The organism is Undibacterium sp. GrIS 1.2, from assembly GCF_040544435.1.
Classification (GTDB): domain Bacteria; phylum Pseudomonadota; class Gammaproteobacteria; order Burkholderiales; family Burkholderiaceae_D; genus Undibacterium.
On sequence record NZ_JBEONP010000011.1, the window covers coordinates 76,925 to 99,544 of the forward strand.

General features: G+C 48.9%; 17 protein-coding genes. 6 read left to right on the forward strand and 11 right to left on the reverse strand.

What is annotated here, in order from left to right; all coding sequences use genetic code 11:
- Positions 1–66 precede the first annotated feature (66 nt).
- A complete protein-coding gene (locus AAKU61_RS06835) occupies positions 67–546 on the forward strand; it encodes a hypothetical protein (protein ID WP_354330745.1) in 480 nt (159 codons plus the stop codon).
- 128 nt (positions 547–674) lie between these two features.
- Here AAKU61_RS06835 and AAKU61_RS06840 read toward each other — a convergent pair whose 3' ends face one another.
- On the reverse strand, positions 675–962 hold the full coding sequence (locus AAKU61_RS06840; RefSeq protein WP_354330747.1) for a hypothetical protein: 288 nt from the start codon (positions 960–962) through the stop codon (positions 675–677).
- Positions 963–1,185: 223 nt separating this feature from the next.
- Positions 1,186–2,367 carry a 4-hydroxybenzoate 3-monooxygenase gene (gene pobA / locus AAKU61_RS06845; protein WP_354330749.1) on the reverse strand — a complete coding sequence of 394 codons (1,182 nt, stop codon included), beginning with the start codon at positions 2,365–2,367 and terminating at the stop codon, positions 1,186–1,188.
- Between the two features lie 177 nt (positions 2,368–2,544).
- Between pobA and AAKU61_RS06850 the strand changes: the two genes are divergently transcribed.
- From AAKU61_RS06850 to pcaCD, 5 genes are all read left to right on the forward strand, one after another.
- A complete protein-coding gene (locus tag AAKU61_RS06850) occupies positions 2,545–3,570 on the forward strand; it encodes a helix-turn-helix domain-containing protein (protein WP_354330751.1) in 1,026 nt (341 codons plus the stop codon).
- Positions 3,571–3,852: 282 nt separating this feature from the next.
- A complete protein-coding gene (gene pcaH / locus AAKU61_RS06855; RefSeq protein WP_354330752.1) occupies positions 3,853–4,545 on the forward strand; it encodes a protocatechuate 3,4-dioxygenase subunit beta in 693 nt (230 codons plus the stop codon).
- Positions 4,546–4,622: 77 nt separating this feature from the next.
- Positions 4,623–5,150, forward strand: a complete 528-nt coding sequence (locus AAKU61_RS06860) for a peptidase associated/transthyretin-like domain-containing protein (RefSeq protein ID WP_354330807.1) — start codon at positions 4,623–4,625, stop codon at positions 5,148–5,150.
- A gap of 385 nt (positions 5,151–5,535) precedes the next feature.
- Complete coding sequence (gene pcaB / locus AAKU61_RS06865; RefSeq protein WP_354330754.1) at positions 5,536–6,912, forward strand: 3-carboxy-cis,cis-muconate cycloisomerase; 1,377 nt, start codon at positions 5,536–5,538, stop codon at positions 6,910–6,912.
- 99 nt (positions 6,913–7,011) lie between these two features.
- Positions 7,012–8,268 carry a bifunctional 4-carboxymuconolactone decarboxylase/3-oxoadipate enol-lactonase PcaCD gene (pcaCD, locus tag AAKU61_RS06870; RefSeq protein WP_354330756.1) on the forward strand — a complete coding sequence of 419 codons (1,257 nt, stop codon included), beginning with the start codon at positions 7,012–7,014 and terminating at the stop codon, positions 8,266–8,268.
- Between the two features lie 93 nt (positions 8,269–8,361).
- Here the strand turns inward: pcaCD and AAKU61_RS06875 are convergent, their stop codons facing one another.
- The 9 genes from AAKU61_RS06875 to AAKU61_RS06915 all read right to left on the reverse strand — a co-directional run bounded on the left by AAKU61_RS06875 (position 8,362) and on the right by AAKU61_RS06915 (position 22,350).
- On the reverse strand, positions 8,362–8,988 hold the full coding sequence (locus AAKU61_RS06875) for a glutathione S-transferase family protein (protein ID WP_354330758.1): 627 nt from the start codon (positions 8,986–8,988) through the stop codon (positions 8,362–8,364).
- Between the two features lie 32 nt (positions 8,989–9,020).
- Positions 9,021–10,283 (reverse strand): branched-chain amino acid ABC transporter substrate-binding protein, encoded by a 1,263-nt coding sequence (locus AAKU61_RS06880; RefSeq protein WP_354330760.1) that lies wholly within the window; start codon positions 10,281–10,283, stop codon positions 9,021–9,023.
- Positions 10,284–10,778: 495 nt separating this feature from the next.
- Entirely contained in the window at positions 10,779–11,087 is a 309-nt protein-coding gene (locus tag AAKU61_RS06885; protein ID WP_354330762.1) for a hypothetical protein, read from the reverse strand.
- Between the two features lie 52 nt (positions 11,088–11,139).
- Positions 11,140–11,523: a DUF7668 domain-containing protein gene (locus AAKU61_RS06890; RefSeq protein ID WP_354330764.1), complete on the reverse strand. Its 384-nt coding sequence runs from the start codon at positions 11,521–11,523 to the stop codon at positions 11,140–11,142.
- A 424-nt stretch (positions 11,524–11,947) separates the two neighbouring features.
- The gene (locus AAKU61_RS06895) at positions 11,948–12,898 is read right to left on the reverse strand and encodes a ketopantoate reductase family protein (RefSeq protein ID WP_354330766.1); all 951 of its coding nucleotides are present in this window, start codon (positions 12,896–12,898) and stop codon (positions 11,948–11,950) included.
- A 68-nt stretch (positions 12,899–12,966) separates the two neighbouring features.
- Positions 12,967–14,529 (reverse strand): efflux transporter outer membrane subunit, encoded by a 1,563-nt coding sequence (locus tag AAKU61_RS06900; RefSeq protein WP_354330768.1) that lies wholly within the window; start codon positions 14,527–14,529, stop codon positions 12,967–12,969.
- Complete coding sequence (locus AAKU61_RS06905; RefSeq protein WP_354330770.1) at positions 14,526–17,759, reverse strand: efflux RND transporter permease subunit; 3,234 nt, start codon at positions 17,757–17,759, stop codon at positions 14,526–14,528. The genes AAKU61_RS06900 and AAKU61_RS06905 overlap by 4 nt, the downstream gene beginning before the upstream one ends.
- Positions 17,756–20,905 (reverse strand): MdtB/MuxB family multidrug efflux RND transporter permease subunit, encoded by a 3,150-nt coding sequence (locus AAKU61_RS06910; RefSeq protein ID WP_354330771.1) that lies wholly within the window; start codon positions 20,903–20,905, stop codon positions 17,756–17,758. The genes AAKU61_RS06905 and AAKU61_RS06910 overlap by 4 nt, the downstream gene beginning before the upstream one ends.
- The gene (locus tag AAKU61_RS06915) at positions 20,902–22,350 is read right to left on the reverse strand and encodes an MdtA/MuxA family multidrug efflux RND transporter periplasmic adaptor subunit (protein ID WP_354330773.1); all 1,449 of its coding nucleotides are present in this window, start codon (positions 22,348–22,350) and stop codon (positions 20,902–20,904) included. The genes AAKU61_RS06910 and AAKU61_RS06915 overlap by 4 nt, the downstream gene beginning before the upstream one ends.
- Between the last annotated feature and the right edge of the window lie 270 nt (positions 22,351–22,620).

The following is a 22,620-nucleotide window of genomic DNA, read 5'->3' on the forward strand; positions in this document are numbered from 1 at the left end:
TTATCTGTTAGAAGCTTGTACTGACCTGCTGTCGAGATGAAATTCACCTGAAACTTGGAGAGCATCATGAGTAAAGTGCGCGTAGTCACAGCCTTTTTTTCTGGTTTGTTTTTGTATAACGTTTTCGTCTATTTGGGCGGCATGCTATCTGCTATCCAGATTCCCAACGGCTATTTTGATTTTTTTGGAAGTCAGCATAAGGTGTTGGCATTGTTCGTACTTGAGGCCACGACGTTTGCTTTCCCATGCTTCCTTCTTTCTGCAATCTGGTCTTGGATCACACTTCGTACGCTATCTCCGGTACGTGACGTCGCGAAATGGTGTTTTGGCGGTATTCTTTTTGGCTGGCTATATTGGCAAGCAAAGTTTATTTTTATCGTTTTGCCAGAGCCAAATTTAAGCTCAGTAGTAGAACTTCTTGCCGCATCGCTGGTGACACCGGTTTGGACAGTGCTGAATGTGTTAGCCGTACCTTTGGGTTTTATCGCCGCTGTATTGCTCGCGATAAAAAACGGCAATTTGGGTCCAAAACCTATGCAAGCATGAATGTCGGTTGCAAATAAAAATGCCAAACTGTTTTCACAATTTGGCATTTTTAAAATAGTTAAATTTGACAGCTGATTCGCACTAGCTATGAATCAAGATCAATTTCCTTACCGCGACGAGCAGATGGCTTATTGAGGAACTGCCATCAAATGTCTGGTATTTTTGCCGCTGCCTGTGACAGAGCTGTTTGTCTGTGATTTAGTTGCAATTTCTAGACCAGGAGGTGGCAATCTCCGGCTAAATTGTTCTGCTACAGATTTGTCTGCAACAGATTTGTCTGCAACAGATTTGTCTGCAACAGATTTGTCTGCAACAGAATTCAATGCCTTCGCAAACGCATCTTGAGAAGAAACATATAACCGCAATGCAAATGCGGCGATGACGAAAGCGATTGGCAAGTATTCAATGATAGACATAACGGGCTCCGTTGGTTTGCAGTAATGATGCAGTGCAGCATATCGCGGAGCCAGTTATAACGCTAATTTCATTTCGCCATATCGACTATTCAAAATTTGAATATCTTGGCTTATATCTCGACTTATCTTTTAGCTTGTATTCCGGTTAGTGTCTCTTGATGTTGAGCTACGTTAGACCGCTTGCCAGTACTACTTACTCATAGCAGTTGTTCAAAGTGCTTTCTCAAAGTACTTTCTCATAGGGCAGGCCAACATAATTTTCTGCGATCGTGGTGCGCCCTGCTAATGAACTGGTGTAATACTCCAGCTCTGCCGATTGCATTTTCTGTGCAAAAGGGTCATCGGAGAACTTATGCAGCACCGACGTCATCCACCAGGAAAAGCGCTCGGCTTTCCAGATGCGACGCAGGCAGAGTTCTGAGTATTTTCCAAGGATATCGACCCGACCGTCGTGATATGTTTTACGCAGGCAGTGGTACAAAGTGTACACATCGCTGGCGGCCAGATTAAGTCCTTTTGCGCCCGTTGGCGGAACAATATGAGCAGCGTCACCGACTAAAAACAAGCGTCCGAAAGTCATTGGCTCGGCGACAAAACTGCGCAGCGGCGCGATACTTTTTTCGATCGAATCGCCAGTCACCAGATCTGTTGCGACATGGGCAGGTAAGCGAGTTTTTAACTCATCCCAAAATCGCTGATCCGACCAGTCCTCTACTTTGTCATCCAGCGGGCATTGCACGTAGTAGCGGCTTAATACGGCGGAACGCATGCTGCACAAGGCAAAGCCGCGTTCATGGTTGGCGTAAATTAATTCATTAGCAACTGGTGGTGTGGCAGATAAAATACCCAGCCAGCCAAAAGGGTAGATGCGTTCAAAGGTTTTGATTGCATCCACTGGAACAGATTTGCGCGATACGCCATGGAAGCCATCGCAGCCTGCAATATAGCCGCAGCTTAGTTCGATGTGTTCTCCGTCTTTGGTAAATGTGACGCGTGGCTTATCGGTATAAAAATCATGTAACTGCACATCGCTGGCTTCGTAAATACTCAGTGCCCCTGCATCTGACCGTGCCTGCATCAGGTCCCGCGTTACTTCTGTCTGGCCATACACCATCACGGTTTTGCCATTGGTTAAGGATTTCAGATCGATGTGTTCATTGCGTCCGTTAAACGCCAGCGTAAATCCCTCATGAATCTGACCTTCTTTATCCATACGGGCACCTGCTTTTGCTTCCCGGATCAGATCAGTCGTACCTTGTTCCAGCACACCTGCGCGGATTCTTTGCAACACGTACTCTGGCGATTTCGCTTCCAAAATCACCGTGTCTATACCTTGTAATTGCAATAGCTGACCGAGCAATAGTCCCGATGGACCAGCGCCAATAATTGCGACTTGGGTTTTCATTTTAATGGTCTCCGTTGTTATTCATCATGGCGTCATTGCATGGAATTACGTCGCCATTTTTTTACTATGATGTTCCTGTAACGGATTATTTGAAATGGATTTATTTATTTATAAATGGTACTTTTGGCAGATTAGGTACCATTTGAAATTTTTCTTCTGAACTATCTTGAGCGTTGTATGACAGAACAAAAAAGCATCCCTATCTACAAGTTATATGGCGAAAGCGATCCATGGCCAATGGCCGATATGGTGCACTGCGAGTCAATTGCAGCACGTAGCCGCTTGCACAATTGGCATATTGCAACACATCAGCATAATGGCTTATTCCAGATTTTATATCTGGTAGCGGGCAGTGCAAAAATTCAACTGGATGATCTTCAATATGAAATGAAGGCGGGGCAGATTTTGATGCTGCCGCAGATGTGCGTGCATGGTTTTAAATTCAAACGCGATGCCATCGGGCATGTGGTCACGATTGCTTATCCGCTGATACAAAATTTGATGCAGCAACTGAGGCCGCAACTAATGCAGAAACGGATGCAAAAAATGCCGCAATCGATGGGCGAATCACGACTGCACGCTAGCGACACAATAACTAGCATCAACAACATCAGCGCGTTAACAGTCGCCAACATTCATGCATTAAAAAACGATGAAGAGAGTCGGTATATTCAGGCTGCGTTCACGATGCTGGACAATGAGTATCGCGGCAGATTGCCGCATCGCGCCCAATTGATTGAGTCGCTGCTGGCGAGTATCCTGATCTGGCTGACTCGCAGCGAAACGGTAGCTTTAACACCAGCAAATGCGCTGCAAAAAGATCGCCTCCAAAACAAGCTCAGTGCCGCGGTATTAAGCCAGACCTCTACCCGGCGAGGAACGCATTTTCCACGTTTTTCTGAATTGATTGAGTTGCACTACACGACGCATCAAGCAGTTTCTTATTATGCCGATCAGCTTGGTATTACGGCAGCCCATTTAAATGCCTTATGTCGCCAGACGGTCGGGCAATCGGCGCTGGGTTTAATTCATGAGCGCCTAACATTAGAAGCCAAGCGTAATCTGGTCTACACATCGATGAGTATTAGTGTGTTGTCGTATACGCTGGGGTTTTCGGACCCGTCTTATTTCACTCGATTTTTTAAACGGCAAGTGGGATTGTCTCCCAAAGAGTTTAAACAAAAAGTAGGAACGAGTGCATGAGCGATATCTAAAAAATGGTGGCTGAAGTTTGTGTTTTTCTGATGCAAATCAGATGGAACACCGCATGTATTCTTGATGAAAATAATGAGTCGTGCGTACATCGCACATATTTACGAGATTGCGTCTTTTTTGGAATCGTCCGACTTGATCTTTATTCCGTCACGATCTATCTTTCTGCATGATCTTCTGCTCTGCCAACCTAGTCAGAGCGATCAACAATCGATGATGCATAGACATCCAGGCACTTAAGCACTTAAGCCAGACAAAACATAGGAGCACGCTGTGAAGTTTGATTCCGTAGAGGCGGGACTGTACCCAACCCTCATTTATCCCTCATATAAATCCACGATCAAACGTGGCCCAACGCAAGCGGCATTGCGTATCGTCGCTGCGGAACCTGTAGAGACCAATATCACCGTAAGCCCTAGCTTGATTTTGCCAAATGATATGGATCTGACTGCGCATGGTCAAAGCCAGCCCTTGGGCGAAAAAATTGTGATCACTGGTCGCGTTTTGGATGAAGATGGCAAGCCAGTACGCAATTCTTTGCTGGAAGTATGGCAATGCAATGCAGCAGGACGCTACTGGCATAAACGTGATCAGCATGATGCGCCGCTTGATCCTAATTTTTATGGCTTCGGCAAGATGCTTACGGATGACGACGGGCGTTATCGTTTTGTGACCATCAAGCCTGGTCCTTACCCTTGGGGTAATCATCATAAAGCCTGGCGGCCTGCGCATATTCACTTTTCGCTTTTCGGCAATGTGTATGCGCAACGTCTGGTAACGCAGATGTATTTTCCTAGCGATCCTTTGTTTGACTACGACCCGATTTTTCAGAGTATTCCCGATCTGGCAGCGCGTCAGCGTTTGATCGCCCGTTTCAGTATGGACGAAACGGTGGATGACAAAATGCTGGGCTATGAATTTGATATTGTCTTGCGCGGTCGCGATGCGACGCCCATGGATTTGTAAACAGGTTGGGCAGACTAGGAAACGATATGACATCAACGATAAAACAAAGCGGTGCGTTGGCTAATACAGCGTCTGACATGAGCGTATTGCTGACCACTTCACAAACCATCGGTCCTTTTTCGCATGAGGCATGGCGCTGGGCGGTGGATGCAACTGCACAGATGAGCAGTAGCGCACCGACCATCACGATCAGTGGCGTGATTTACGACGGTGACGGCACGCCAATGAATGACGCGATGATCGAGGCTTGGTTGCCCGGCAGCGCAAGTGTGGAAGCAGCGCATGCGATACCGGGTTTCCGGCGGGTGCCCAGCGCTGAAGACGGTAGTTTTCAATTTACACTATCGATGCCACTGGCAACAGAATCGGCGCAACTCGGGCAGCCAGCCATGTTTGTGACCGTGTTTGCGCGTGGCTTGGTCAAGCATCAATTTACTGCGGTGTTCCTGGAGGACGATGCTGGATTAGCTGATGCGCCGATTCTGACGCAGGTACCAGCAGAGCGTAGAATCACTTTGATCGCGATCAAACAGGCCGAGCGCAGTTACCGTTGGGATATCTGGATGCAGACAGATAAAGAGACGGTCTTTTTTGACTATGTGTAAGTGGTATTGATGCTGGTATTGGTGTGCTGACCAGAGATGGGCTGCGGGCTGATTTCGGGCGATCTACTGGCGATGATTTAATAGCAAAATTCACTGACAAAACCAATATACTCCCCACGTTTTTATAGAAATATTCCGTATTGTCCAGATAATATATGGACACTTAAATATACATAGGTGGAGTATATTAAATTAACTTTAATGCTGCATCAGCAGATTCGCACTTAAGCTGACTTATCTGAACTTAGGAACTGACTTACGTTGATGCTATTTTTGCGCAAGCCGTATAGTAATTTCGATCTGGTTTTGCACCAGGCTCTCATACCAATTGAGCGTACTAATTAAGCGTACCAATTTAGCCAGTCATAAATCAAAGTAGAGATCAATGAGCGTATCGATTTTTGAACATTTTTTGACCACGCCGGACATGATTGCTGTGTTCGATGATGCTGCCATTGTGCAGGCGATGTTGCAGTTTGAGGCTGCGTTGGCCAAGGCTCAGGCAGCCGAGGGCATCATTCCAGAAACCGCCGCACGCGATATCGCCAGCGTCTGCAATGCGCAGCTTTACAATATCCCGGTGATGGTCAATGCCAGCCGGCGCGCAGGTAGTCTGGCAATACCATTGGTGAAAGAACTGACCAAAACAGTCGCGCTTTATAGTGAAGAATCTGCCACGCATGTGCATTGGGGCAGCACTAGCCAAGACGTGATTGATACCGCCATGGTGTTAGCTACCAGGCAGGCAATCAGCTTAATTGAGCGCGACTTGCAAGTACTCATCCAACGCTTGATACAACTGGCAGCGCAGCATTTGCACACGCCCATATTGGCACGAACTTTAATGCAGCCTGCGCAAGTTACCAGTTTTGGCTTCAAACTAATAAGCTGGCTTGCACCCTTGGTACGCGCACGTGAGCAGTTGCGTCAGACTGCCACCCGCGCCTTGGCTTTGCAACTCGGCGGTGCAGTCGGCACGCTAGCGGTGATGGGGGCAAAAGGGCCAGCGGTTGCTGCGCGTATGGCGGTAGATTTGGGATTAAGCCTGCCGCCAGCAGCCTGGCATACGCAGCGCGATGAATGGGTGCGATTGGGTCTGGAAGTTGCCGTGCTGGTCGGCTCACTGGGCAAAATTGCCACCGATCTGAGTCTGCTAGCGCAAGGCGAAATTGCAGAGCTGGCAGAGCCTTCGGGCAAAGGTCGTGGCGGTTCATCGGCGATGCCGCATAAGCGTAATCCTGTGTCTTGCATGATCGCCTTAGCTGCAGCAGCCAGAGCGCCACAACGCGCCGCCGCGCTACTGGCGAATATGGGGCAAGAACATGAACGTGGCTTGGGCAACTGGCAGGCCGAATTAGCAGAATGGCCTAGCTTATTTCTGAGTGCGCATGGCGCGGTCAATGCCTTGTCGGAGGCGATGGCGGGTTTGCAAGTCGATAGTACCCGCATGCTTGAGAATATCGATGCACTACAAGGACTGGTGTTTGCCGAGAGTATTTCTATTTATCTGGCGGGCGTAATCGGTCGTCCAAAGGCACACAGCCTGATGGAAACTCTGACCCAAAAATCAGTCGCCGACCATATGCATTTGCTGGATGTCGTCACAGAGGTGGTGCGTAACGATGCCCGTTTATCCGAAGTGATTGATCTGGCTATATTACAAAAACTGTTTGATCCGCGTGTAGCAACCGAAGGCGCCGCGGCGCTGGCAAGTACGCAACTGGCGGCATTGCGGCAGGGCGTAGCAAGTAAGCATATTTAGTAATGATGGCCTTACGCTGATGATCATAATTAACACGGATGTAGCTGATTTTGCGTACATCTGCCCACTTACTTTAACTATTTTTCCCACATAAAAACGATGAGCTACGACCCACTGAATCATGATCTTGAACGCGGTTTACAAAACCGACGCACTATTCTGGGCGATGCTTGGGTTGATCGCTCTATCAATAATGCGAATAGCTTCAACGCTGAATTTCAGCAGTTAATTAGCCGTTTTGCCTGGAATGATATTTGGGGTCGTCCCGGACTGGATTACAAAACCCGCCGCGTCATCGTACTGGCAACGACGCTTGCCCTTGGTCGCTGGGAAGAGTATGAGTTACATCTGCGTGCCGCCTTGCTTGGTGCGCCCGACAACCGCTTGTCGCCAGATGAGTTAAAAGAAGTCCTAATGCAATCGGCGATCTATGCAGGCGTACCCGCAGCCAATACCGGCTTCTCATTGGCACTGAAGATTTTGCGTGAAGTCAGTACAGAGATAGGCTACGTAATAGAACCGCTCTCACCGTTTGAAGTCAGTCATCCCGGCTCAGGTAAGCAAGGGCGGACTAATAGCAAGCCAGCCTTGCATTACAGCGTGCGAGAAGCACGTAATGGTAAAGTGCCCCGTCATACGATAGTGCTAAGTCACGCCTTGGGTTGTGACTTAACGATGTGGGATCAACTCGCTAATGTGCTTGCGTCGGATTGCCGCGTCATTTGTTATGACCATCGTGGGCATGGCAGTTCTGACGCGCCCTTGGGGCAATTTAGTATGGCTGATTTAGCCGACGATGCCGCTAGCTTATTGCGCGAATTAGATACTGGGCCGGTGGTGTGGATCGGTTTATCGATGGGCGGGATGGTGGGGCAGGAGCTAGCTTTACGGCACCCCAGTTTGCTACGCGCCTTAGTGATTGCTAATTCCACCTCGCAATATACTGCCGCCGCGCGCGACGTCTGGGCTCAACGTATTGCTACGGTACGTGCTCAGGGTATAGAGGCGATTGCAGATGCCGTGATGGCACGCTATTTTCACGAGGATTTTCGCGCTGCTCATCCTGCAACGGTTGCCCGTTTCCGTCAGCGGGTAGTTACTACAGATGGCGATGCTTACATCCGATGTTGTGATGCAGTTGCTAATGTGGATACCACTGATCGCTTGTCGCAAATTACTTTGCCATGCCTGGTGATCGCCGGTGTGTCAGATCAAGGCACGCCAGTAGCAATGGCGCAGATTCTGGCAGACGGGATAGCAGGCGCTTCACTGCATATTTTAGACAATGCTTCACATCTGAGTGCTATAGAACAGCCAGACGCATTTGCACAAGCGGTGACACAATTTTTGCGCTAGATTTGAGGTAGGTTTGGACTGGTAGCGAAAGATAAAACCGCCAGAGTAGAGTAACTCTGGCGTTATGCTTAATTAAAAAATGTAGACTCCTATTCAGGCGCCCAGCGTATAAGCACCGCCACGCTCTAAAGCACGAATATATGCCGGATTGGCATGCAGCCGTTTGGCATACTCTTGCAGATTTGGATATGCGCCTAGCATCTTGCGTGCTTCAGCAATTTCCACAACAAAACTGATTTGAATATCGGCAGCACTCAGTTCATCTCCGAGCAAATATGCTTGGTCACCCAATTCCGCGCTGATGTAGCTAATGTGGTTATCGATCTCGCTGCTGATCCGCGGTCCCAATGGTGCACCAGCTTCACCTAAACGACCAACATACAAAGCCAGCAAGAGCGGCAACATCGCAGAACCTTCAGCAAAATGCATCCACTGAGAGTATTTGATATAAGCCGCAGTATCTGACTTTGGTCGTAGACGACCATTGCCGTATTTATTGACCAGATATTCAATGATGGCACCGGACTCTGCTACCACTAAATCATCGTCAGAAATGACCGGTGATTTACCGAGAGGATGGATGGCTTTGAGCGCTGCAGGTGCTAACCGTGTCACCGGATCGCGCTGATAGTTGATGATGTCGTAATCGACTCCCAGTTCTTCTAACAACCATAAGATACGCTGCGAGCGAGAGTTATTCAGGTGATGGACTTTGATCATAGTAGTGCTCGTTTCATTAGTTGCTGAAGAGGTTATCTGGTAGGCCGCTTCATCTGACATGAAGTCGGTTGCGAGGCCACAAAGGTATCAATTTTTTGCTCAGTTTTCCAGCCAAAGCCAGTATTTTCCTGATCAAATTTGACATCCTTGCCGTTCGTTTTTACCCAGTTAGTAATGTAGATCGGTTGCTGCGCCTGATGATCCGATTTACGCATTTCTACATTACCGTTATAGCTTTTGATCGTCATGCCTTCCATCGCAAAAGCGACTTTGACCGGATCGGTTGATCCGGTATCTTTGATCGCCTTAGCTAACATGGTGATGGCGCTGTGACTAGACATCAGCCAGTAATCTTCATTGTATTTCTTCTTAACTGCTTCAGCCATATCTTTACCGGCAAACACCTCATTATTGATATTCCAGTTGCTAACATTTTTAATCCGGTCTACACCCGCAGCACCCATTGCAGTCGGTACACCAGTAGTGTAAGCGGTGTAGGTATAAAAGTTGGCTTTGAGATCAGCGTCTTTTGCTGCTTTAATCAATAACGCAAGATCATTGCCCCAGTTGCCGGTGATGACCGCATCGGCACCCGAGGCTTTGATTTTAGCGACATACGGAGAGAAATCTTTGACGGTAGCAATCGGGTGCAAATCATCGCCGACGATCTGAATATCAGGACGTTTACGCTTCAGATATTCTTTGGCGGCGCGGCTGACCTGGTGCCCGAGTGCGTAGTTTTGGCCGATGATATAAATTTTCTTAATACTAGGGTCTTTCGCTAAATAACTCGTCAGCGCTTCCATCCGCATGTCAGAGTTTGGCTCAAAGCGGAAATGCCAAAAACTACATTTGCTGTTCGTCAGGTCTGGGTCTAGCGCCGCAAAATCCAAATACACAATTTCTTTACCCGGATTACGTTCATTATGTTTGTTGATGGCATCAACCAAGGCCAGCGCCACCCCTGATCCGCCGCCCTGAGTGATGTAATGATAGCCCTGATCAATCGCGATTTTCAGTTGAGTCAGCGACTCTTGTGGACTACCTTTCCCATCGAAGCCTACCATTTCTATCGTGTTAGCCGGTCCCGCCCATTTTTCCTTATTCGCAACTTCAGTCACCATCTGAAAATTTTTCAAGGCAGTCTGACCCGTAGGTGCGAATGTTCCCGACAAAGCATCGATAAACGCAATTTTGACGTTCTCTGCATGTGCCGCCGGAGCCAGCAGGGCGGCGATTGAAAGCGAAACTGAGGCAGATATTGCTTTCGCAAAAGGACGTAATTGATAGGCCATGGGTGTCTCCTGTTGGCTATTGAAGCTAGGATCGGCATCAGCCTGACGTTATGAGATCGACAGGTCGGATACGCTTAGATTTTTAGAAATTACTTGCCGTAAATTGTCGCGCCATTTGATTAGTGAGAGATTGAACTTCGTGCCAACGTTGTCCCAAAATCAAACGAAGATACAGCTTAGGACGATGTGAGGAATAACGCGAATGATTTCTGTGGATGATCAGGTATGAATCGTATGCATAGTCATTTAGGTCATCGTTAAACCTCTATTACGATGATCGATGGAAATTACTGGCATAGATGTCGACGTCTAGCGCTGATTATTGAACGCTGTACGGGGTTGGTGTCGGATGACTCAATGATGGAAAACCCGAATGCTAATTACGAAGGTTTTTTTCACCGGCGTCTTCAAACCTTGTATGACCGAGTAAATACTGAAAATTCGGACGCGTTGACAGGACGCATCAATAGACCGCTTAGTGTCGACTGCAGGCAATCAGCTATCAATTTTTGTATCTAAATCCTTTCCCACCGCTTTATTTGCTTGTGGGAAAGCAGCATTAAACTCATCCTGCCCGCGGTCATCCATTTTTGCCTTTTCTTTTTTAAATTCTGATTCGGCTAGTTGTTTAAACGCCGGAGAAATTTTCAAGACAATTGGAAATAAAATTAAAAAAATAACCAATCCCCCAAAAAAAACTGCGAAGGCCTCAGCAATTGGCAGTATCCAATAAAGTATCCCGACAATAGCAGCCAGAATGTAAAACACAAATTTAAGAAATATTGAAACTATCCTATCAAACAAATTTGATTCCTTTCGAAATTTGAGCTAATACGCCACTGGCCGGTTTGTGCCGTCACGGGACACAAACAAAGTGCACCTCAAAAATGTGATCCGTATCTTTCTCGTAAACACGCGCTTCCAAAACCAAGTCACTGGCTCCTTCCTCTACAGTGTACAAGTCAATCAATACATCCCAGCGATTACCCATCCATTGACATACAGATGTACTCCAAGTCTCTTCAGACAGGTCAACCAAATTCGCACCGTAGTTTTTAATGCTTGCAGTAATTTTTGATGCTTTTTCTGAAGAGACTGCGGTAACTCCATTAATGCTACCGACTAGACTTAAATCACCATTTTTTATAGCGTGCACGATGTCTGAAAATACGCCTCGCCAAGCAGATGGCACTGGTCTCTGGTTCATATCGTCTTTTACAACAGGTTCGAACGCGCTCATTGCTTTCCCTCGACCGTGCATTTGTCGTAAATATTGGTTTCAAACTAAAACCCAATCGCTATGTCAGCAAAGTGCCGAAAGCGGAAGTCCAGTATGAGCGATCTTTTAAATATTTGCATCACGAGGTTTTCACTAACTTGACGTACTTTTCACGTTATTTGTCATCCGAAAGTTGGCGAGTATTCAAAATGGTTTGTTTGTTCGTCGAGAGCTTCTAAAAAACCTTTAACCGAGATGCAGCGCGAGGCAAAGTTACAACCTAGACGCTGCAATACGTCGCTATTGGGAGGGTTTGCAAAGAGGCGATGCGCTCGAGTATGGGTTTTTTTGAAATTCCCAGTTGCAAGTGTCAAATGTTTATGCGCGCCCTAGAGCATAAGTCTTGGAAGTCCGAATAAACAGGGGAGGTTGACGGGGTACTATTCTATTTTGCCGTGTCTCTGGCATCGATCATTTTCATCAGGGCGTAGATCGCCTCCAGTACTGGCATGGACACTTGCTCGCGGCGTCCTGCCCGGACGACGTTGCCTAGGATGACTTCTACTTCCATCGGACGACCGTTTTCAAAATCCAATGCCATGCTCGTTTTATAGGCAGGGCCATTTTTGGTACGTTCGATGAACTGGTCGACCATTGCTACTGGCAAGGGATTGTCGGTTGCAGCCGCGACTTCGATTACCTCCAGCATGGCTTTTTTAACTAGTGCTTTGCCTTCGTCAGGTCCCAGAATAGACGCCGTATCGAGTACGCCGCCGAGTACAGAAATCGGGTTAAACACCGCATTCCAAACACATTTATGCCAGCGCCCTTTGACGACATTGTCGGTCAGCGTCATTTTAATACCGTCACGTTCCAGCAAGCTTGCTAACAATTCGCAGCGCGATGAGATGCCACTGGGATAAGTGCCGAATGTTAAGTCGCCCAAGGCATGGTGCTTGACTTTGCCTGGCGCAACGCGGCTGATCTGGACGTACGCAAGTGCGCTGATCAGTTCATTGTCGGGGAAAGCCGCAGCGATTTCTGCTTCGATTTCAACCCCGTTCTCGATCAGAACGATGGTGGTATCGGGACCGACTGCATCTTTAATCATTGCGGCTCTGTCCACGCCATGTACGACTTTGACGCTGAGGATCAGATAATCGGGCCAGCCACCCTGATAGTCCGCCGTGTGTTGTAAAACTTGCGCAGGTGTGAAATGCATCTGACCGAGTGAGGGACTATCGATATCAAATCCATGTGATTTGATTGCATCAAAGTCGGAGCGACAAACAACCGAGACATCTGCGCCTCGCTCTGCGAGCAGCGCACCATAAAAGCTACCAATTGCTCCTGCGCCTACGACCAATACCCTGGTTTTTTCTGATGATAGAGTCAATTTATTTCTTTCGTTAGAGTTGGAACTTACGTAAATTGAACAGGCAGAAATCGGTGCTCAAGCATTGATTATCGGCTAGTTATTTTATCCATCGCGCTATTTTTGTTCGCTTCTGCATCGAGTCCCTGCCAGCCACCGCCCAAACCTTTGAGCAATTGTACTGTCGCGCTCAATTGGCGTCCGCGAATATTGATCTCGCTGCTTCTGGCGTTTTGCTGGGTTTGCTGTGCGCTCAAGACATTCAGATAAGGTACAGTTCCCGCACGATATTGATTCGTAACTAAATTGAGGGCGACGTTGGCAGACGCTACAGCTTGTTTCTGTAAATCGGCCTCGCGTTGCAGCAAACGCAATGCGACTAACTGATCTTCCACTCCTTGCAATGCGGTTAAAACAGTTTGTCGATAATTGGCGGATGCCTGATCAAAGCTTGCTCTGGCCTGATCGACGGCAGCTTGCTTGGCACCGGCATCAAAAACGGTTAACGCAAGGCTAGGTCCAAGCGACCAGAATTGATGTGCGACATCAAACAAGCCAGACAAATTGCTGCCACGATAACCCGCATCGGCGGACAAATTCAATACCGGGAATAAGGCTGCTCTAGCTACGCCAATACTGGCATTGGCTGCGGCAACTTGTCGTTCTGCCGAGGCAATATCAGGGCGACGCTCTAGCAAGCTGGCTGGCAATTCAACAGGAATACTCGGCAGTTGAATCGCTAACATTTGCGCACCGGTTTGCTCGGCCTCTGGTGCCAGCGAAAAACCAGTAGCGGGTTTGCCAAGCAAAGCAGCAATCGCATGTTCGAGCTGAGCAACAGTGATTTGATTGTCAGCGAGCTGGGTTGAGGTAGACAGCCATTGGGTTTCTGCCTGTGATACATCCGACTTTGTTGCGACACCGGCGGCATAGCGATTACGGGTTAACTCCAGCGATGATTTATAGGCGGCGACACTTTCTTTGAGCAGGGTGTCTTGAGCTGATGCGACCCGTAGGGAAAAATAATCTATCGCTAATTCTGCCTGCAAGCTCAACCGAGTATTAGCTAAATCCGCGAGACTCGATTGTGCGGTGAGACTTTGGGAATTCGCTTGCTGCCGCACACGTCCCCAGATGTCGGCTTCCCAGCTTAAAGTGCCACCCACTTGCGTGCTATTGCTAATGTTGCTCCCAGAGCTGGTTACATTATTACTTGAGCCATTACTGGCGCTATTGCTGCCACTACTATTACTACCGCTTGCAGAACGGGTCGCGCTGGCTTGCACACCAATCGTCGGGAAAAGACTGGCGCGGGCTTGCTGAGACAAGGCAGAGGCTTGCCTCCAGCGTGCTTGCGCAATGGCCAGGTTTTGATTGGACGCTTCCAATCCCGTCATTAACTGATCGAGCATAGGATCATTAAATTGTTGCCACCAATTGCCTTTATGCGCATCATCCGATGGTTGAGCGAACTGCCAGTTGGCCGGCAAACTTTCTTTATATTGTGCAGGCAATGCCATGTCGGGACGACGATAGTCTGGCGCCATATTGCAGCCGCTCAAGCTAACTAGCACAGCTGCAATGGCAATGGTGAGTGTGCCAACCGTAGCCGCAGAGCGCGGACAGAATGTAGACGTAGCCTTTAGTTTCATGATGGCAGTTTTCCAGGAATCAGGTTAGGGCGATTAGTTTGCGCAGTCGCGGGATCAATGTAGTTGTCAACGTGATTGTCACTGCGGTTGCCACTGAGCTTATCTAAGTTTGGATGACGCCAGCGCTTAAATTTAAGACGCAGACAATCGAGTACCAGATACATGACAGGTGTGGTGTACAACGTGAGCCATTGGCTAACTAGCAGACCGCCGACGACGGCAATGCCCAGCGGGCGACGTAGCTCAGCACCGTCGCCACTACCAAGTGCCAGTGGCAGCGCCCCAAGCATCGCTGCAGCAGTCGTCATCAAAATGGGGCGCAAGCGTAATAGGCATGCCTGATGAATCGCCGTTCTAGCATCGAGGCCATCACGCTTCTCAGCGACGATGGCAAAGTCAATCATCATGATCGCGTTTTTCTTGACGATACCGACCAGCAAGATCACACCAATAAAGGCAATCACACTGAACTCGCTACCGCATAACATTAAGGCGAGCAAGGCGCCTAAGCCGGCAGATGGCAGGGTGGATAAAATCGTAATCGGATGGACCATGTTTTCATACAAAATACCCAGCACGATATAAATTGCCAGCAGCGCCGCCAGAATCAACATAGGTTGGTTGCTGAGGGAATCTTGGAAAGCTTTCGCACTCCCCTGGAAAGTCGCCCGGACTGTATTTGGCACACCTGCGTTCATCAATGCGACATCAATCGCCTGCGTCGCCTGACTCAAAGAGACATCCTGCGCCAGATTGAATGAGACGGTGGATGCTGCGAACCCGCCTTGATGATTGACCGATAGCGCCGTGTTGGCACCCTTCCATTGTGCTACGGCAGACAAAGGCACGATGTTGCCCTGCGCTGTCACCAGGGTAATCTGGCGCAAGGCTTCCGGCCCTTTCAGATAGGCTGGCATAGCTTCCATCACGACCGTATATTGGTTCAGATCCTGATAAATATTGGATATCTGACGCTGACCAAATGCATCGCTCAAGGTCGCGTCCACCATTTGCATATTTAGCCCCAGCCGCGCTACTGCGTCACGATCAATGACCAAACGGGTTTGAATACCTTTTTCTTGTGCATCGGTATTCACGTCGGTGAGTTCGGGTATTTGTGACATTGCTGCGCGGATGATCGGTTCCCATTTTCTGAGCAGATCGAGATCATCTGATTGCAAGGTATATTGATAAGCTGCGTCACTTTGGCGGCCGCCTATACGGATATCACTTGCTGCCTGGAGGAACAAATTAGCACCAGCGATGCGTCCTAATTTTGGTCGTAAGCGATTCAGAATCACATCCGCAGAGACACCGCGTTCCTTCAACGGTTTCAGCACTACGAACATAAATCCACCGTTACTGCGGGAGCCGCCGGTGTAGGCCATGACGTTGGCAACAGCCGGGTCGTCTTTGACAATGGTGACTAGCGATTTGAGCTTTTCGCTCATTGCAGCAAACGAAATACTCTGATCCGCCTGCACACCTCCAACTAAGATGCCGATATCTTGTTGTGGGAAAAAGCCTTTAGGAACGATCACATACAGCCATACGTTAGCCGATACCGTAATGAAAAAAAGTAACAGCATGGTTTTGGTGTGATTGAGTGCCCAGTTCAAAGACTTGCCGTAACCAGCCTGCAGCCTGTTCATACCATTTTCTAGCCACACCGCCATCGGTGCAAACCAGGCGGATATTTTTTGCCATCCCCGTTTGTTTTTTTGCTGCTTTTCTTCTTCGCTTAATTTTTTCGGTTTGCGTAATAGATAAGCGCACATGACCGGTGTCGTCGTTAGCGATACCACCATAGAGATTAATACTGCCGCCGATAAGGTCACTGCAAATTCTCGGAAATAGCGACCGATAATTCCGCCCATTGCCAGAATTGGAATAAATACAGCGACTAGTGATATCGTCATCGACACTACCGTGAAGCCAACTTCACCTGCTCCGCGCATTGCGGCACGGATTGGTGAATGTCCTTCTTCGATATGACGCATACAGTTTTCCAACACCACCACTGCATCGTCCACTACAAAACCTGTGGCAATCGTCAATGCCATCAAGGATAAATTATCCAGGCTGTAATTCATCAAATACATCACCGCAAACGTACCGATGAGTGACACGGGTACGACTACCGCAGGGATTAATACAGCACTTGGGTTACGTAAAAATAAAAATACCACCAGCACCACCAGACCAACAGAAATCGCCAACGAACGTTCGACCTCATGCAAGGATGCACGGATGGTCGTTGTACGTTCCAGCGGCATATCAATATCGACATTGGCTGGTGCAGTAGCGCGTAGCATAGGCAAGATGGCTTTGATCGCCTCTACCGTATCGATAATATTGGCGCCCGGCTGACGGAAGACTTGTAGCTGTACCGAGGGCTTTTCATTAGTGACACCTAAGTTGTACAAGTCTTGCTGCATGTCTTTGACTTCAGCTACATCGCCCAGATAAATGGCGGCACCGTTTTGCCAGCGGACGATGATTCTCTTGTAGTCATCCGCTTTTTTTAATTGGTCGTTGGTCGCTACAAACCAGCTATGCTCGCCATCATCCAGACTACCTTTTGGGGTCGCCACATTTGCTGCAGAAATAGCAGTGCGCACGGCTTCCAGTGACAGACCCATGCGGCCAAGTTCTGGCAAATTGACGCGTACCCGCACAGCAGGTGAAGCACCGCCGCCAATATCGACATTGCCAACGCCTTTTACCTGGGCGATACGCTGTGCCAGCAAGGTCGATGCTACGTCATACAATTCACCACGACCAAGCTGATCAGAGGTCAGCGATAAAGTCAGAATGGGCTGATCAGCCGGATTCACTTTGCGATAAGTCGGGTTGCGCGGCAAACTACTCGGCAAGGTACCGACCGATGCATTGATTGCGGCCTGCACGTCTCTTGCAGCACCATCAATGTCGCGTGACAAATCAAATTGCAAGGTAACGCGGGTAGAACCCAGTGAGCTTGACGAAGTCATCTCGGTGACCCCGGCAATCGAGCCTAGAGCACGCTCCAACGGCGTAGCGACGGTCGCCGCCATGGTCTCCGGACTAGCGCCCGGTAGACCGGCTGAGACTGTAATGGTAGGGAAATCGACTTGCGGTAAAGGCGCTACCGGCAACTGTAGCATGGCAACGCCGCCTGCCAATACCAAGGCCAGCGTCAGCAAGGTAATCGCAATCGGACGACCAATTAAAATACGTTGGTAGCTCATGGTGTCGTCGGCGTATCAGTTGCAGGCTGGGATGGTGAAGCTGATGATGCTGGCGATACTAAAGATGCAGATTTTTGCTTTGGCGGTTTACGCTTTTGTACTAAGCGATCAAAGGCAAGATAAATAACTGGCGTGGTGTACAAGGTCAGGAACTGACTGACAATCAAACCACCGACCATGGTCAGCCCCAGTGGATGACGCAATTCTGATCCCATACCTCTACCTAGCATCAATGGTAAAGCACCTAGTAAGGCAGCTAAAGTGGTCATCAAAATCGGGCGGAAGCGCAGCAGGCATGCCTGATGTATCGCGTCCAAAGGTGACATACCTTGATTACGTTGCGCGTCGAGTGCGAAGTCAATCATCATGATCGCGTTCTTTTTCACGATACCGATCAACAGCACGATGCCGATGATGGCAATCACACCCAATTGATTGCCGCTCACCAGCAGTGCGAGCAAAGCACCGATCCCTGCGGACGGTAAGGTCGATAGAATCGTCACAGGGTGAATAAAACTTTCATACAGCACACCCAGCACGATATACATCGTGACGACTGCCGCCAGGATGAGCCAAAGTTGATTAGACAATGCTGCCTGAAACGCCAGCGTCGCACCTTGGAAATTAGTTCTGATAGACAAAGGTAGACCTACATCGATCTTCGCTTGATCAATCGCATCGACCGCCTCACCTAAAGATGCATCGGGCGCCAGATTAAAAGAGATGGTTGCAGCCGGGAACTGATCCAGATGATTTAAGACCAGTGGAGTGGGGCGTTCACTCACTCGTGCAATCGATGTTAGTGGCACTTGCACACCGTTATTGCCGGTAAGAGATAGCATTGATAGTGCATCAGGGCCTGCTTGAAATTGGCTAGGTACACCCAGCACTACACGGTATTGATTTGACTGAGTGAAGATAGTCGATATTAGTCGCTGACCGTAGGCATTGTACAAAGCGTTGTCGATAGCAGAGACAGAGATACCTAGGCGGGATGCCGCATCACGGTCGATTTCAATATACGCTTGTAAGCCGTTATTTTGAAAATCTGTTGCCACATCTTGTAACTCCGGCAGCGTATTAAGTTTATCCAGTAGCTTTGGTATCCATGTCGCCAGATCGGCAGAGCGGGTGCTGTCAACGGTAAATTGATATTGAGTACGGGTAGTCCGGTCTTCAATACTTAAGTCCTGTACTGGTTGCAAATACAAGCGGATGCCCGGTACTTTTTTTGCCAGTTCTTGCAAACGTTGGATCACCGCAGGTGCGCGATCCCGGCTTTCTAAGGGCTTGAGATTGATCAGCATGCGACCACTATTGACCGTGGTATTCGTGCCATCAACACCAATCAATGAGGACAGACTTTCTACTGCAGGGTCTTCTAGTAATGCTGCCGCCATTGCTTGCTGACGATCTGCCATCGCGCTGAAAGAGATGGACTGTGAGGCTTCGGTTGTAGCCTGTATAACGCCTGTATCTTGGGATGGAAAAAATCCTTTTGGTACTAACATATAGAGCAGAACCGTGACGACCAGTGTGGCAGCTGCGACTAAGAGGGCTAATTTTTGCCGGTCTAATACCCAGCATAAAGTGCGGTCATATCCTGCAATAACCGAGTTGATCGCATTACCAATTCCGCGCGAAATACGTCCCTCTTTTTCTTCATCATGTGCGTGCAGCCAGCGCGATGACATCATTGGTGTTAACGTCAATGATACGACTGCGGAAATCAATATCGCGACTGCTAAGGTGATAGCAAATTCGCGGAATAAACGGCCTACGACGTCGCCCATAAACAGCAAAGGGATCAGCACTGCAATCAGTGAAATCGTCAAAGAGATAATTGTAAAACCGATTTGCTTCGATCCTTTGAGTGCCGCTTGCATCGGCGTTTCACCTTCTTCAATATAGCGTGCGATATTTTCTACCATCACAATTGCATCATCGACCACAAAACCGGTTGCAATGGTCAGTGCCATCAGGGTCAGGTTATTGACGGAAAATCCCGCCAGATGCATCACACCAAAAGTACCGATCAATGACAGTGGCACAGCGACAGCGGGAATGAGGGTGGCGCGCGCGCTGCGCAAGAAAATCGCAATCACCGCAATCACCAGTAAGATCGCAAAAATTAATTCCAGTTGCACATCATTGACCGAAGCACGAATCGTGGTGGTGCGGTCGGTCAGGGTGACCAGTTCTACCGCGCTAGGCAAACTAGCGCGCAAGGATGGCAGTAGCGCCTGAATCCGGTTAACTGTCTGAATGACGTTGGCACCTGGCTGACGCTGCACGTTGATGATGATGCCCGGGGATTTATTTGCCCATGCTGCCAGACGGATATTTTCAGCGCCGTCCACCACAGAAGCAACATCAGAGATACGAATCGGCGCGCCATTTTTGTATGCAATCACGACGTTGCGATATTCTTCCGCCGATTTCAACTGGTCATTGGCATCTAGTGTGGATGCGCGTTCAGCACCGTTAAAACTCCCTTTAGCCTGAAACACATTTTGTACCGAAATGGCGGTACGGATATCGTCCAAAGTCAGACCACGTGCAGTGACTTCGCGCGGATTAACTTGCAGCCGAACGGCAGGTTTTTGTCCACCGCTTAAGGTCACCAGACCAACACCCGGTAGTTGCGAAATTTTTTGCGCCATGCGGGTATCGGCCAAATCCTGCAACTGCGTTAAAGGCAAGGTACTGGACGTCACTGCTAACGTCAGAATCGGTGCATCTGCCGGGTTGACCTTGTTGTACACCGGCGGTTGCGGTAAGTCTTTTGGCAACAGGCTGGCGGCTGCATTGATTGCTGCCTGGACTTCTTGTTCCGTCGTATCCAGACTCAGCGACAAATCAAATCGCAGCGTAATACTGGAGCCGCCGCCAGAGCTGGCTGACCACATTTGCGTCAAACCCGGCATCTGCCCAAACTGGCGCTCAAGCGGCGCAGTGATGGTGGAGGCGATCACATCCGGGCTAGCACCGGGGTACAAAGTACTGACTTGAATGGTCGGATAATCGACTTGCGGTAATGCTGCTAAAGGTAATTGGCGGTAGGCCAGCAAGCCGGACAACAATACCGCCACCATGCACAGCACCGTGGCGACTGGCCTCTCAATAAAGATGCGTGAAATATTCATTGTGGACGACCGCCAGCTTTCTGTTCACCTTTCTGCTCATTTTTGTGTCCATCTTTTGGTGCTGTATCAGTGTTCGCAGTTCCTGACGTACTTGCTGCAGAACTTGCTACAGAACTTGCAGCCGATGCTCCAGCAGAGCCAGCGCCATCAGGACGTTTTCCACCGCGATGTTTTCCTCCTGGTGCTGCTGCCGTTGGTACGACACGTTGCGCCACTACTTGTACTTTCATCCCGTCAGTTAAGCGGTCTGTGCCGTCAACGACCACTGATTCGCCTAGCTCGACACCTTTAATCACGGCGACAGATTTTGCATCCGCAGCACCGGTTTCGATCTGGCGCAGAGTGACGGAGTTATCTGGTTTGGCGACATACACATAAGGGCCGTTAGTACCTTGCTGCACAGCCGTCAATGGGATCAGTGTGACGTTATCGAGTTTCTTCGTGACTAAGCGGATATTCACAAATTGATTCGGGAATAAGCTGTCATCGTCATTGGTAAATTCTGCTTTTAGTTTGATGGTGCCAGTCGTTGTATCAATTTGGTTATCCACACTTTTAAGCTTGCCGGTACCCAGCATTCTGCGGTTGTCTGCACTCCAGGCTTCTGCGATTAAGGGCTCTGTCCCTTTCATACCTCTGATCACGGATGGCAAACTTTGTTGGGGGACTGAAAATACAACGCTAATCGGATTGACTTCATTAATCACCACCAGACCGTTTGCATCCGAAGTCTGCACCAGATTGCCGACATCGACTTGGCGCAGGCCGACTTTGCCAGCAATAGGCGCAGTGACTTTGGTATATCCCAGTTGTAATTGGGCTTGCGCAATCGCCGCTGCGTCGGATGCCACAGTCGCCTGATTTTGTGCTACCAGCGCTGCTTGAGTATCAACTTGTTGTGATGCGATCGAGTCTTGTGACAGTAAAGTTTTATAACGAACCAAATCCAGTTTGGCGACATTTAACTGCGCCAGATCTTTGTCGTATTGGGCTTTGGCGCTATCGCGCTGTAGCTGAAAGGTACGCGGATCAATCTGCGCTAATACCTGTCCTGCTCTCACACTTTGACCTTCTTGAAAAAATATTTGCTCTAAACGACCAGACACTTGCACACGAACTATCGCGGTATTCCGCGCCGTTACTGTACCTAGAGCATTGACCGAAATATCCATACTGCCACTCACTGCCGGACTGGCAACGACAGTGGTGATGCCTCGCTGCCGTCCTCCTGGGCCACCAGGCCCTCCAGGTCCACCCGGTCCGCGCCCAGTTTGGGGGGCACCTTCAGCAGCCGCGCCTGTGGTGCCCGTCGCCGCAGGATTGCGCCAATGATTCCAGCCAAACCAAGCCGCCGCAATCAGGGCAATGACGACTACCAGCCATAAAAACCATTTACCGTTACTGGCCGAGCCGGGGTTTTTTCCCTTGCTGAGATCGTTATTCATATTGCTCATTGAAGTCCTTTTAGGGCGGAGGATTTTTTAAGAATTTTTGAAAGTAATTTTTACACGCAATTTCGCACGTAATGTTTAACGCAAATACCAATGTCAACAAACCAAAGTATGCCCGTTGCAAGTTTGGGGCAGAGTATTGCATCAACCTCAGGTAAAAGAATTTCCCAGAAGTACCAACTTGTAACAAATTATATTGGCGTGATGACACCTGTCTTCTAAATGTAACCCGCCGATGAAGTTCAGAGACTGACATGGTCCTTA

Coding starts and splice junctions, on each gene's coding strand:
- AAKU61_RS06880 (WP_354330760.1), bottom strand. CDS start 10,283: ATGGCCTATCAATTACGTCCTTTTGCGAAAGCAATATCTGCCTCAGTT.
- AAKU61_RS06915 (WP_354330773.1), bottom strand. CDS start 22,350: ATGAATAACGATCTCAGCAAGGGAAAAAACCCCGGCTCGGCCAGTAAC.
- AAKU61_RS06835 (WP_354330745.1), top strand. CDS start 67: ATGAGTAAAGTGCGCGTAGTCACAGCCTTTTTTTCTGGTTTGTTTTTG.
- AAKU61_RS06840 (WP_354330747.1), bottom strand. CDS start 962: ATGTCTATCATTGAATACTTGCCAATCGCTTTCGTCATCGCCGCATTT.
- AAKU61_RS06875 (WP_354330758.1), bottom strand. CDS start 8,988: ATGATCAAAGTCCATCACCTGAATAACTCTCGCTCGCAGCGTATCTTA.
- AAKU61_RS06890 (WP_354330764.1), bottom strand. CDS start 11,523: ATGAGCGCGTTCGAACCTGTTGTAAAAGACGATATGAACCAGAGACCA.
- AAKU61_RS06900 (WP_354330768.1), bottom strand. CDS start 14,529: ATGAAACTAAAGGCTACGTCTACATTCTGTCCGCGCTCTGCGGCTACG.
- pcaB (WP_354330754.1), top strand. CDS start 5,536: ATGAGCGTATCGATTTTTGAACATTTTTTGACCACGCCGGACATGATT.
- AAKU61_RS06860 (WP_354330807.1), top strand. CDS start 4,623: ATGAGCGTATTGCTGACCACTTCACAAACCATCGGTCCTTTTTCGCAT.
- AAKU61_RS06910 (WP_354330771.1), bottom strand. CDS start 20,905: ATGAATATTTCACGCATCTTTATTGAGAGGCCAGTCGCCACGGTGCTG.
- pobA (WP_354330749.1), bottom strand. CDS start 2,367: ATGAAAACCCAAGTCGCAATTATTGGCGCTGGTCCATCGGGACTATTG.
- AAKU61_RS06850 (WP_354330751.1), top strand. CDS start 2,545: ATGACAGAACAAAAAAGCATCCCTATCTACAAGTTATATGGCGAAAGC.
- pcaCD (WP_354330756.1), top strand. CDS start 7,012: ATGAGCTACGACCCACTGAATCATGATCTTGAACGCGGTTTACAAAAC.
- AAKU61_RS06905 (WP_354330770.1), bottom strand. CDS start 17,759: ATGAGCTACCAACGTATTTTAATTGGTCGTCCGATTGCGATTACCTTG.